Origin of the sequence: Sandaracinobacter sp. (genome assembly GCF_041909755.1) — a bacterium.
In the GTDB taxonomy this organism is placed as follows: domain Bacteria; phylum Pseudomonadota; class Alphaproteobacteria; order Sphingomonadales; family Sphingomonadaceae; genus Sandaracinobacteroides.
Window position 1 is genome coordinate 1 of record NZ_JAYRCW010000083.1, and the last position, 11,566, is coordinate 11,566.

The window sequence follows — 11,566 nt, forward strand, 5'->3', positions numbered from 1 at the left end:
GGCGATGCCGCTGTTGAAGCGCCAGTGCGAAGCCGGGCCTTCATAGGCCGCGCCATCGGTGCGGCTTTCCAGCCGCGTCGCGCCCAGCCCCGTCAGCAGATCCTTCGCGGCCACCAGATCCTCGATGGCGCACAGGTCGCCCGCCAGCGCGGCGATGTCCTTGCCGTCCACGCCGGCCAGCGCCTTCTTCACCGCCTCGAACGCCTGGCCCCAGCTTGCGGGCTTCAGCTCGCCGTTCACGCGCACCCAGGGGCGGTCCAGCCGCCGTTCCTTCAGCCCGTCCACCGCGAAGCGGCCGGTATCGGCCAGCCATTCCTCGTTCACATCGTCGTTCACGCGCGGCGTCGCGCGGATCACTTCCGCGGTGCGGCTGTGCAGCGTGATGCTGGCGCCCACGGCGTCCATCACATCGATCGAATCGTTCCGCTTCAGCTCCCACGGGCGATAGTGGAACGCTGTCGGCTTGGAGGTCAGCGCGCCCACCGGGCACAGGTCGATCACATTGCCCGAAAGCTCGGTCGTCACCGCCTGCTCGAGGAAGCTGGTGATCTGCATGTTCTCGCCGCGATACAGCGCGCCGATCTCGTTGGTGCCGGCCACTTCTTCCACGAAGCGCACGCAGCGGGTGCAATGGATGCACCGCGTCATCACCGTCTTCACCAGCGGGCCCATGTTCTTTTCAGTGACGGCGCGCTTGTTCTCGTCAAAGCGGCTGCCGCCCCGGCCATAGGCCATGGCCTGATCCTGCAGATCGCACTCGCCGCCCTGATCGCAGATCGGGCAATCCAGCGGGTGGTTGATCAGCAGGAATTCCATCACCCCTTCCCGCGCCTTCTTCACCATCGGGCTGTCGGTCAGGATGGTCTGCCCTTCGGCGGCGGGCAGCGCGCAGCTGGCCTGCGGCTTCGGCGGCCCGGGGGACACCTGCACCAGGCACATGCGGCAATTGCCCGCGATGGAGAGGCGTTCGTGATAGCAGAAGCGCGGGATTTCCTTGCCGGCCGCTTCGCAGGCCTGCATCACCGTGGCGCCGGCAGGCACCTCAACTTCGATCCCGTCAACGGTTACCTTGGGCATCTCTTACTCCGCCGCCTGCGGCAGTTCGGGCACCACGGCAAAACCGCGGCGCTTCGCAATGCGGGCTTCAATCTCGGGCCGGAAATGGCGGATCAGGCCCTGAACGGGCCAGGCCGCCGCATCGCCCAGCGCGCAGATGGTGTGGCCTTCCACCTGCGTGGTCACTTCCAGCAGCAGGTCGATTTCCGAAGGTTCTGCATCGCCCGTCACCAGACGTTCCATCACCCGCCACATCCAGCCGGTGCCTTCGCGGCACGGCGTGCACTGGCCGCAGCTCTCATGCTTGTAGAAGTAGCTGAGGCGGGCAATCGCGCGGACGATGTCGGTGGACTTGTCCATCACGATCACCGCCGCCGTGCCCAGGCCGGATTTCAGCTCGCGCAGGCCATCGAAATCCATCGGCGCGTCGATGATCTGGTGCGCAGGCACCAGCGGCACGGAGGATCCGCCGGGGATCACCGCCAGCAGATTGTCCCAGCCGCCGCGAATGCCGCCGCAGTGGGTTTCGATCAGCTCGCGGAAGGGCACGCTCATCGCGTCTTCCACCACGCACGGCTTCACCACATGGCCGGAAATCTGGAACAGCTTGGTGCCCTGATTGTTCGGCCGGCCGATGGCCGCGAACCAGTCCGGCCCGCGCCGGAGGATGGTGGGCACCACCGCGATGGATTCCACATTGTTCACCGTGGTGGGGCAGCCATACATGCCCGCCCCCGCCGGGAACGGGGGCTTCAGGCGCGGCTGGCCCTTCTTCCCCTCAAGGCTTTCGATCATCGCGGTTTCTTCGCCGCAGATATAGGCCCCGCCGCCCCGGTGGACGAACACGTCGAAGTCATAACCGCTGCCGCAGGCGTTCTTGCCGATGAAGCCCTTGGCATAGGCTTCCTCGACCGCCGCGAACAGCACCTCCGCTTCGCGGATATATTCACCACGGATGTAGATATAGGCCGCGCGCGCCCGGATCGCATAACCGGCGATCAGCGCGCCTTCGATCAGCTTGTGCGGATCGTGGCGGATGATCTCCCGGTCCTTGCAGCTTCCCGGCTCGGATTCATCGGCGTTCACAACCAGGAAGCTGGGGCGCCCGTCCTTGCTCTCCTTCGGCATGAAGCTCCACTTCGTGCCGGTGGAAAAGCCCGCGCCACCCCGCCCGCGAAGGCCTGAATCCTTCACCTGCTGGATGATCGTATCCTGCCCGCGCGCCATCAGCGCCCTGGTGTCGGCCCAGTCGCCGCGCTTCATGGCATGTTCGATCCCCCACGGCTGGAAGCCATAGAGGTTGGTGAAGATGCGGTCGTGATCGGCGAGCATCAGCGAGTGATCCCACAAAAACAGTCAGCCAGCATGGGCGACATCCTTCAGGCTGGTCGGCCCGCCTTCCGGGCAACTGGCCGTGCGGCCGATCTGGCTGCCCGCCTTGGGCGTGCGGCCCGCGATCAGATCCTCCAGGATCGCCGTCATCGTCTCGTAGGTGAGATCCTCGAAATTGTCGTCGTTGATCTGCACCATCGGCGCATTGGCGCAGGCGCCCAGGCATTCCACCTCGGTCAGGGTGAACAGGCCGTCGTTCGTCACTTCGCCCTTCTTCAGGCCCTTGTCCGCGCAGGCCTTTAGCACGTCGTCGGACCCGCGCAGCATGCACGGCGTCGTGCCGCACACCTGCACATGGAAGCGGCCCACGGGCTTCAGATTGTACATGGTGTAGAAGGTGGCGACTTCCATCGCCCGGATGATCGGCATACCGATCCGGGTGGCGACGAACTCGATCACCGGCAGCGGCAGCCAGGCCACTCCGGTCATGTCCTTCACCTGATATTGCGCCAGCCACAGCAGCGGCATGATCGCGCTGGTCTCGCGCCCCTTGGGATAGCGGCCGATGATGCGCTCCGCCTCAACGGCATTGGCATCCGTCCACTTGAAGTCCTTGAAATCCCGAGAGATGTCCACAATCGCTCCGCTCACCGGTCAACTTCCCCGAACACGATGTCCAGACTGCCGAGAACCGCCGGCGCATCGGCCAGCATGTGCCCCTTCAGCAGGAAGTCCATCGCCTGCAGATGGCTCATCCCCGTCGCCCGGATGTGGCAGCGATAGGGCTTGTTGGTGCCGTCGCTCACCAGATAGATGCCGAACTCGCCCTTGGGGCTTTCGGTCGCGGCATAGACTTCGCCGGCCGGCACCTTGAACCCTTCGGTATAGAGCTTGAAGTGGTGGATCAGCGCTTCCATCGAGCGCTTCATCTCTCCCCGCTTCGGCGGCGCCACCTTGCGGTCCAGCGTCGAAACCGGCTCGCCCTCGCAATGGGCAAGGCGGTTGAGGCACTGCTCGACCAGCCGCAGCGACTGGCGCATTTCCTCCATCCGCACCATCCAGCGGTCATAGCAGTCGCCGTTGTTGCCGACCGGCACGTCGAACTCCAGATCGGTATAGCATTCATAGGGCTGGCTCTTGCGCAGATCCCAGGGAATGCCCGAACCGCGCAGGCAGGGGCCGGTAAAGCCCCAGGCGATCGCGTCCTTCGCGCTGATCACGCCGATGTCGACGTTGCGCTGCTTGAAGATGCGGTTGTCGCCGGCCAGCGCCTGCACATCGTCCAGCACCTTGGGGAACTTCGCCGCCCAGTCGCGGATATCCTCGGCCAGGCCTGCCGGCATGTCCTGATGGACGCCGCCGGGGCGGAAATAGGCCGCATGCATCCGCGCGCCGGAAACCCGTTCCGAGAAGCGGTAGATCGCCTCCCGCTCCGCGAACAGCCACAGGATCGGCGTCAGCCCGCCCACGTCCATCACATGCGCGCCCACATTCATGATGTGGTTGGAAATGCGCGTCAGCTCGGCCCACAGCACGCGGATCAGCTGGCCGCGCTTCGGCACCTCCACGCCCAGCAGCTTCTCGATGGCCAGCACATAGCTGTGCTCCATCGACATGGGGGAGCAATAGTCCAGCCGGTCCATATAGGGCAGCGCCTGGAGGTAGGTCTTGTATTCGATCAGCTTTTCGGTGCCGCGGTGCAGCAGGCCGATGTGCGGATCGCAGCGCTCGATCAGCTCGCCGTCCAGCTCCATCACCAGCCGCAGCACGCCGTGCGCCGCCGGGTGCTGAGGCCCGAAGTTGATCATGTAGTTCTGGATGCTGGTGTCGGCCGCGACCAGCGTCGGGTCTAGGATCAGTTCGCCGTCGAGAACTTCGGTCATGCCTGATCCCCTTCAGCCGCCTTCTCGTCACCGGGCAGCTTCCACTGCCCTTCCCACGGGCTCAGGAAATCGAAGCTGCGGAAATCCTGCTTCAGCTTCACCGGCTCATAGACGACGCGGCCCTGCTCTTCCGAATAGCGCAGTTCCACATGGCCGGTCAGCGGGAAGTCCTTGCGGAACGGATGGCCTTCGAAGCCATAGTCGGTCAGGATCCGGCGCAGATCGGGGTTGCCCTCGAACAGCACGCCGTAACAGTCCCACACCTCGCGCTCCAGCCAGCCGGCGTTCGGCCACAGGCTCGTGACAGACGGCACCGGCTTCGCATCGTCCGTCATCACCTTCACGCGGATGCGGCGGTTGTGCGTCAGGCTCAGCAGGTGCCAGTTCACTTCCAGCCGCGCCTCGCGCTCCGGATAGTCGGCGCCGGCGATGTCCAGCAGCTGCTCGTAGGAAAGGTCGGGCGTGTCGCGCAGCTGCTGCAGGACCGAAGCGGCCGCCTCGCGGCTCACCAGCAGGGTCAGCTCGCCGACGCGCTCGGTCGCCTCGATCAGGTCGGCGCCCAGCACGGCCCGCGCGCGCTCGGCAAGGCCCTGGTTTCCGGGGATCTGGGGAAGATGCGACATCCGTTTACCGCTCGAACGAGGACTGGCGGCGGATCTTCCGCTGCAGCGCCATGATGCCGTACAGAAGCGCCTCGGCGGTCGGCGGGCAGCCGGGCACATAGATATCCACCGGCACGATGCGGTCGCAGCCGCGCACCACGGAATAGCTGTAGTGGTAATAGCCGCCACCGTTGGCGCAGCTGCCCATGGAGATCACATAGCGCGGCTCGGGCATCTGATCATACACGCGGCGCAGCGCCGGGGCCATCTTGTTGCACAGCGTGCCGGCCACGATCATCACGTCGGACTGGCGCGGAGACGCGCGCGGCGCGGCGCCGAACCGCTCCATGTCCCAGTCGGGCATGGAGGCGTGCATCATCTCGACCGCGCAGCAGGCCAGCCCGAACGTCATCCACCAGAGCGAGCCGGTGCGTGCCCAGGTGGTGAGATCCTCGAGGCTGGCGACAAGGAAGCCCTTGTTCGACAGTTCGGCATTCACGTCCGCGAAGAACTGGTCCTGCCCGGCCAGATCCCGCGACAGCGCAGAGCCGTCCGGATTGATGAGAGTGGTGCCGCTCATTCCCAATCCAGCGCCCCCTTCTTCCATTCATAGATGAAGCCGATGGTGAGGACGCCCAGGAACAGCATCATCGAGCCCCAGGCGAAGTAGAGATCCGGCCCCATGTGCGCCAGGCTGACGGCCCATGGGAACAGGAAGGCGACTTCCAGATCGAAGATGATGAACAGGATCGAGACCAGGTAGAAGCGCACGTCGAACTGGCCGCGCGCCGAGGAGAAGGCGGGGAAGCCGCTCTCATACTCGGTCAGCTTCTCGCCATAGGGCTTGTTGGTGCCGATCACGTTCGACACCAGCACGGGAAGCCCGGCGAACGCCACCGCGAAGGCGATGGCAACACCAAAGAAAAGGAGAATCGGGAGATACTCCCGGCCGATGTCAGTCAGGTCGGACATGGGGCGTCTCTAGGCCGGGCGGCGAGGCTCGGCAAGCCTCTGCCGCGTTGCACAAACACAGCAATGCCATGCGTTTTGCGCATGGCCGCTGTTGCGATTCATGCGCGTTAGCGCAAGGCTCCCGCCACCAGCCGGTGCAGGCGGGAATGCAGCAGATCATTGGCGGCGATCACCTCGCGCCGTTCCACCATCTTCTCTCCGCCGCGGAAGTCCGACACGAAGCCGCCCGCTTCCTTCACCAGCAGAAGGCCGGCGCTGACATCCCAGTGCGAAAGCCCCTGTTCCCAGAAGCCGTCGAACCGGCCCGCCGCGACCCAGGCGAGGTCAAGGCTGGCGGCCCCGAACCGGCGCACGCCCGCCACTTCGGGGATCACCTTGTTCAGGATGGTTTCGAACTGGTCCTGATCGCCATGGCCCTTATAGGGAATGCCCGTCGCCAGCAGCGCTTCGGACAGGTCGCCCCGGCCAGACACGCGCAACCGCGCATTGTGCAGCCAGGCCCCGCGCCCGCGCTCGGCCCAGAAGCTCTCGTCCGTCAGCGGCTGATACACCATGGCCGCCAGCGGCACGCCCATATGCTCGACGCCGATCGAAATGGCGAAGTGCGGGATGCCGTGCAGGAAGTTGGACGTGCCATCCAGCGGATCGATGATGAACCGGGGGGAGTTTTCCTCCTCGCCCGGAATCTCGCCGCCTTCTTCCAGCAGGAAGCCCCAGCCGGGGCGCGCCTTCTGAAGCTCTTCCAGCAACGTGCGTTCGGCCGCCTTGTCCGCCTGACTCACGAAATCGGCCGGGCCCTTGCGCAGGACCTGAAGCTGGCTGACTTCGCCGAAGTCGCGGCGCAGGCGCGGGGCGGCCTTGCGGCACGCCCGCTCCATGACGGTGATGATGGCGGACTGGCTCATTCCCTGCCCTCAATCCGCCCGGCGGACGTAGGCTTGTTCGTACACGTCCACGACGATGCGCGTGCCCGAGCCGATATGCGGCGGCACCATCACGCGCACGCCGTTCTCAAGGATCGCCGGCTTGTAGCTGGACGAGGCGGTCTGCCCCTTCACCACCGCATCGGCCTCCACGATCAGCGCTTCCACCTGATCGGGCAGCTGCACGGAAATCGGGCGCTCTTCGTAAAGCTCCATCGTCACGTCCATGCCGTCCGTCAGGAAGGCGGCCGCATCGCCCAGCAGGTCGCGCGGCAGAGTCACCTGATCATAGGTGTCCTTGTCCATGAACACGAGGCTGTCGTCCTCGGCATAGAGATACTGGAAATCCTTGGTGTCCAGCCGCACACGCTCCACCACTTCGGCGGACCGGAAGCGCACGTTGGTCTTGCGGCCGTCGATCAGGTTCTTCAGCTCCACCTGCATATAGGCGCCGCCCTTGCCGGGCTGGGTGTGCTGCGTCTTCACGGCGCGCCAGATGCCGCCTTCATATTCGATGATGTTGCCGGGACGGATGTCCACGCCGCTGATCTTCATGGGAATTCACCTGTGGTGCTGGAAAGAGCGAAATGTGCCGCGCCCTTAGCCGGTCGGGCGAAAAGTCTCAAGACACGCGCATCACGGGCCGCGCGCACGAGAAAGGGCGGGCCCATGGCGGGCCCGCCCCTTCCGGTGCCTTGCCGGCAGCCCGTTACTTCGCAGCGCCGTCCGTCGGGAAGCCGCGCTTCTTCAGCAGCGCCTTCACGTCCGGGTCGCGGCCGCGGAATTCGCGATAGGCGTCGGCCCGGTCGGTTTCGTTGCCGGTCGAGAGCAGGATGGTGCGGAAACGGTCCGCCACGCCCTTGTTCCAGACGGACCCGCTTTCCTCGAACGCGGCCCAGGTGTCGGCATCCATCGTTTCCGACCAGAGGTAGGAATAATAGCCCGCCGAATAGCTGTCGCCCGAGAAGAGGTGGCTGAACTGCGGCAGCCGGTGCCGCATCACGATCTGCTTGGGCATGCCGATCGCCGCCAGCGTGTCGCGCTCGAACGCATCCGGGTTCACCACGCCGCCGGGCAGAAGGTGCAGCTTCATGTCCACGATCGCCGACGAGAGGTAGGACACCGTCTTGTAGCCCTGGTTGAAGGCCTGCGCCTTCTCGATCTTGTCCACCAGCGCCTTGGGCATGGGTTCGCCCGTCTTGTAGTGGCGGGCGAACTTGTCCAGCACCTCGCGCGTCAGCAGCCAGTTCTCGTTCACCTGGCTCGGATATTCCACGAAGTCGCGCGGGGTGTGGGCCAGCCCCGGATAGGTCACATGCTGCAGCAGGTAATGGATGGCGTGGCCGAATTCGTGGAACAGCGTCTCGGCATCGTCATAGCTGATCAGCACGGGCTCGTTCGCGCCGGGCTTGGCGAAATTGTTGTTGTTTGACGCCAGCACCGTCTGCGGCACCGGGAACAGCCGCTGGCTGCGATAGGTCGTCATCCACGCGCCAGACCGCTTGCCGCTGCGGGCGAAATCGTCGCGATAGAAGAGGCCGACATGCTTGCCGCCGCGCGTCACCTCATAGACGCGCACGTCCGGGTGAAACACGGGGATCGTGCCCGTCACTTCCTTGAATTCCAGCCCATAGAGCTGACCGGCGGCCCAGTAGCTCGCCTCGATCATGTTGTTCAGCTCGAAATAGGGCTTCGTTTCCGCTTCGGAGAGGTCGTAGCGGGCCTTGCGGACCTTTTCCGCGTAATAAAGGTAATCCCACGGCTCGATCGAATGGCCGGCGATCTTTTCCATGTCGGCCACTTCCTCGCCCACGCGGGCGACGGCCGGGCCCCACACGCGCATCATCAGCGCTTCGGCGCGGACGGGATCCTTGGCCATGGTGTCGGCCATGCGCAGGTTTGCATGGGTTGGGAAGCCCAGCAGCTTCGCCCGTTCGGCGCGCAGCTTCACGATCTTCTCGATGACGGCGTTGGTGTCGTTGCCGTCGCCGTTGTCGCCCCGGTTCACGAACGCGCGCCAGACCTTTTCCCTCAGCGCGCGGTCGTCCGCGAAGGTCAGGATCGGGTCCACGGCGGACCGGGTGTTGACGATGGCATAACCGGCCTGCTTGCGCTCGTCGGCCGCCGCGCGGGCCGCCGATTTCACGCCGTCGGGCACGCCCTTCATCTGCGCCTCGGTCGCCGGCAGGGAGGTTTCCTCGTCCCGCAGGAGCCGCTGGTTGAAATCGGTGAACAGCACCGCCAGCTCCTGGTTGATCCCGGCGAGCGCCGCCTTGTCGGCATCGTTCAGCTTGGCGCCGCTGCGCACCATGCTGTCATGGGTGCGTTCCAGCAGGCGGATTTGCATCGGGTTCAGCTTCAGGGAGGCCCGCGCCTGATACAGCGCGTCGATCCGCGCGAACAGCTTGGGATCCATGGAGATTTCGTCGTACAGCGCGGCGAACTTCGGGCTCCAGTCCCGGTCGAGCTCCTGATAGGCGGGGCTGTTCATGTTCGACGTCATCAGGTTGAACATGCCGGACACCTGGTCCAGCCCCTGCCCGCTCGATTCCAGCGCGCCGATCACATTGTCGAAGCTGGGCGCGGCCGGATTGTTGGCGATGGCGCGGATTTCAGCGCGCAGGTCCGCGAAGGCCACTTCGAACGCCGGGGGGAATTGCTCGGGCTGAACCTTGTCCCACGGCGGAACGCCGCCGTGCGGCCCCGTCCAGGGTTGCAGCAGGAAGGGCAGCTGGGCCTGCGCGGCGGGCTGCGATGCGGATTGGGCCTGGGCCATGGCAGGGCTCACGATCATGAGGGCGGTTGCAAGCAGAAGAATGGGTTTCAATGGACTTGCCTTCTCGACATATCGGAAATGCCCGTCGCTAGCCGGTCTGGCCGCCGCAGGGCAATCAGGGTTTCGACGAATGGATTTCGTCGGCCAGGCGGCTGACAGCGGCGGCCGGCCCATCGGGGAAGGCCCAGACCGCGCTGCTGACGGCCAGGAAATCCGCGCCCGCGCGCACCAGCGGCCCGCAGTTGTCGGCCGTGATGCCCCCGATCGCCACGCAGGGAATGGGGCTGATCGCCGTCCACCAGCTCAGGATATCCGGCGTCGCATGATGCTCCACCAGCTTGGTGTGGGTGGGGAAAAAGGCCCCGAACGCCACATAACTGGCCCCGGCCTCCCCCGCTTCCATGGCCAGGTGGCGGCTGCCATGGCAGGTCACCCCGATCTGCGCGTCGTGGCCCAGCAGGGCGCGCGCGGCTTCCACCGCCCCGTCCTTCTGCCCCAGATGCACGCCGTCGGCGCCGCACGCCTTTGCCAGATCCGCCCGGTCGTTCAGGATGAAGGCCACGTCGGCGGCCTGGCAGATCGGCAGCAGGCGTTCGGCCGCCTTCAGGATCGCCGCGTCGGCATGATCCTTCATCCGCAACTGATAGGCCGCGACCGGCGCGCCCGCCGCCAGCGCCGCCTGAAGCGCGACGGCATGCGCGCCAAGGTCCAGCTCCGGCGGAGAGATCAGATAGATCTGGCAGGCCGGTCGCGCGTCCTCGATGCCGAGGAAGGCGGCGAAATCCTCGGCGGAGGCCGGTTCAATGGCCATGTCGGTCGCTCACCAGCCTCCGCCGCATGCCTTATTCCTTGTTCAGATAGATGCGCACGATCCGGTCCAGCAGTTCCAGCGCTTCGGCGCGCGGCCGCTGGAAGCTGTTGCGGCCGATGATGGAGCCGTTGCCGCCACCGTCGCGGATGTCGCGCGCGTCCTGATAGACCGCGTCCGAACCCTTGGCCGCGCCGCCGGAGAACACCACGATGCGGCGGCCGTTGAAGCAGGCCTTCACCACATGCGCCACCCGGTCGGACTGCTTCGACCAGTCGGTGCCGGCATAGCTCTTCTTCGCGTCTTCCTGCTCGACATGATCGGACGGCAGCTTCACCTTGATGATGTGCGCCCCCAGCAGCGCGGCCATGTGCGCGGCATAGGCGCCCACATCCAGCGCCAGTTCGCCCGATTTCGGCAGCTTGCCGCCGCGCGGATAGCTCCAGATCACGGTGGCGATGCCCACGGACTTCGCCTCGGCCGACATCTCCTTGATCTCTTCCATCATGTCGAAGCAGTCGTCGCTGCCCGGATAGATGGTGAAGCCGATGGCCGAGCAGCCCAGCCGCAGCGCGTCGTCCACGCTGCCCGTCAGCGCCTGGTTCGCGCCGCCCGCCCAGCTGTTGGAGGAATTGACCTTCAGGATCGTCGGAATCGCGCCCGCGAACGTGTCAGCGCCTGCCTCGATCATGCCCAGCGGCGCGGCATAGGCGTTCAGCCCGGCATCGACCGCCAGCTGGAAGTGGTAATGCGGGTCATAGCCGGGCGCATTCACGGCGAAGCTGCGCGCGGGGCCATGCTCGAAGCCTTGGTCAACGGGCAGGATCACCATCTTGCCCGTGCCGCCCAGCCGGCCCGCCATCAGCATGCGCGCAAGGTTGGCCTTGGTGCCGGGATTGTCGCTCTCGTAATTGTCGAGGATGCGCTTGACGGTTTTCGTGATCTTCATTCGGCCGCTCCTGTTTGCAATGCTTCCACGCCCGGCAGGGCCTTGCCTTCCATCCATTCGAGGAAAGCGCCCCCGGCAGTCGATACGAAGGTGAACTTGTCGCCCACGCCGGCATGGTTCAGCGCGGCGACCGTGTCGCCGCCGCCCGCAACGCTTGCCAGCGTGCCGCCCTCCGTCAGCGCGGCCGCCGTCTGCGCCAGCGCCACGGTCGCCGCATCGAAGGGCTGAAGCTCGAACGCGCCAAGCGGGCCGTTCCACACCAGCG

General features: G+C 65.6%; 13 protein-coding genes. All 13 read right to left on the reverse strand.

Translation table 11 applies throughout. The features are described 5' to 3' along the window. On the reverse strand, positions 1–1,077 hold a 1,077-nt coding region (gene nuoG, locus ACE3O8_RS10745), incomplete at its 3' end, for an NADH-quinone oxidoreductase subunit NuoG (protein WP_374389587.1). Positions 1,078–1,080: 3 nt separating this feature from the next. Further along, positions 1,081–2,388, reverse strand: a complete 1,308-nt coding sequence (nuoF, locus tag ACE3O8_RS10750; protein WP_374389589.1) for an NADH-quinone oxidoreductase subunit NuoF — start codon at positions 2,386–2,388, stop codon at positions 1,081–1,083. A 24-nt stretch (positions 2,389–2,412) separates the two neighbouring features. Then, on the reverse strand, positions 2,413–3,039 hold the full coding sequence (gene nuoE, locus ACE3O8_RS10755; RefSeq protein WP_374389591.1) for an NADH-quinone oxidoreductase subunit NuoE: 627 nt from the start codon (positions 3,037–3,039) through the stop codon (positions 2,413–2,415). Beyond that, positions 3,036–4,271, reverse strand: a complete 1,236-nt coding sequence (locus ACE3O8_RS10760) for an NADH-quinone oxidoreductase subunit D (RefSeq protein ID WP_374389593.1) — start codon at positions 4,269–4,271, stop codon at positions 3,036–3,038. Before ACE3O8_RS10760 ends, nuoE begins: the two co-directional genes overlap by 4 nt. Beyond that, positions 4,268–4,894, reverse strand: coding sequence for an NADH-quinone oxidoreductase subunit C (locus tag ACE3O8_RS10765; protein ID WP_374389595.1), 627 nt, complete (start codon positions 4,892–4,894; stop codon positions 4,268–4,270). Before ACE3O8_RS10765 ends, ACE3O8_RS10760 begins: the two co-directional genes overlap by 4 nt. A gap of 4 nt (positions 4,895–4,898) precedes the next feature. Beyond that, on the reverse strand, positions 4,899–5,453 hold the full coding sequence (locus ACE3O8_RS10770) for an NADH-quinone oxidoreductase subunit B family protein (protein WP_374389597.1): 555 nt from the start codon (positions 5,451–5,453) through the stop codon (positions 4,899–4,901). After that, positions 5,450–5,836, reverse strand: coding sequence for an NADH-quinone oxidoreductase subunit A (gene ndhC / locus ACE3O8_RS10775; RefSeq protein WP_374389610.1), 387 nt, complete (start codon positions 5,834–5,836; stop codon positions 5,450–5,452). Before ndhC ends, ACE3O8_RS10770 begins: the two co-directional genes overlap by 4 nt. Positions 5,837–5,952: 116 nt before the next feature. Continuing rightward, complete coding sequence (locus tag ACE3O8_RS10780) at positions 5,953–6,750, reverse strand: inositol monophosphatase family protein (RefSeq protein WP_374389599.1); 798 nt, start codon at positions 6,748–6,750, stop codon at positions 5,953–5,955. Between the two features lie 9 nt (positions 6,751–6,759). Next, positions 6,760–7,323, reverse strand: a complete 564-nt coding sequence (efp, locus tag ACE3O8_RS10785; RefSeq protein ID WP_374389601.1) for an elongation factor P — start codon at positions 7,321–7,323, stop codon at positions 6,760–6,762. A 154-nt stretch (positions 7,324–7,477) separates the two neighbouring features. Further along, on the reverse strand, positions 7,478–9,544 hold the full coding sequence (locus ACE3O8_RS10790; protein ID WP_374389603.1) for a M3 family metallopeptidase: 2,067 nt from the start codon (positions 9,542–9,544) through the stop codon (positions 7,478–7,480). Positions 9,545–9,659: 115 nt separating this feature from the next. After that, entirely contained in the window at positions 9,660–10,355 is a 696-nt protein-coding gene (gene thiE / locus ACE3O8_RS10795) for a thiamine phosphate synthase (RefSeq protein WP_374389605.1), read from the reverse strand. A gap of 31 nt (positions 10,356–10,386) precedes the next feature. Beyond that, entirely contained in the window at positions 10,387–11,301 is a 915-nt protein-coding gene (locus ACE3O8_RS10800; protein ID WP_374389607.1) for a class I fructose-bisphosphate aldolase, read from the reverse strand. Beyond that, positions 11,298–11,566, reverse strand: a 269-nt coding sequence (pgk, locus tag ACE3O8_RS10805) for a phosphoglycerate kinase (RefSeq protein ID WP_374389608.1), incomplete at its 5' end; no start/stop codon positions are given. The genes ACE3O8_RS10800 and pgk, both read right to left, overlap by 4 nt.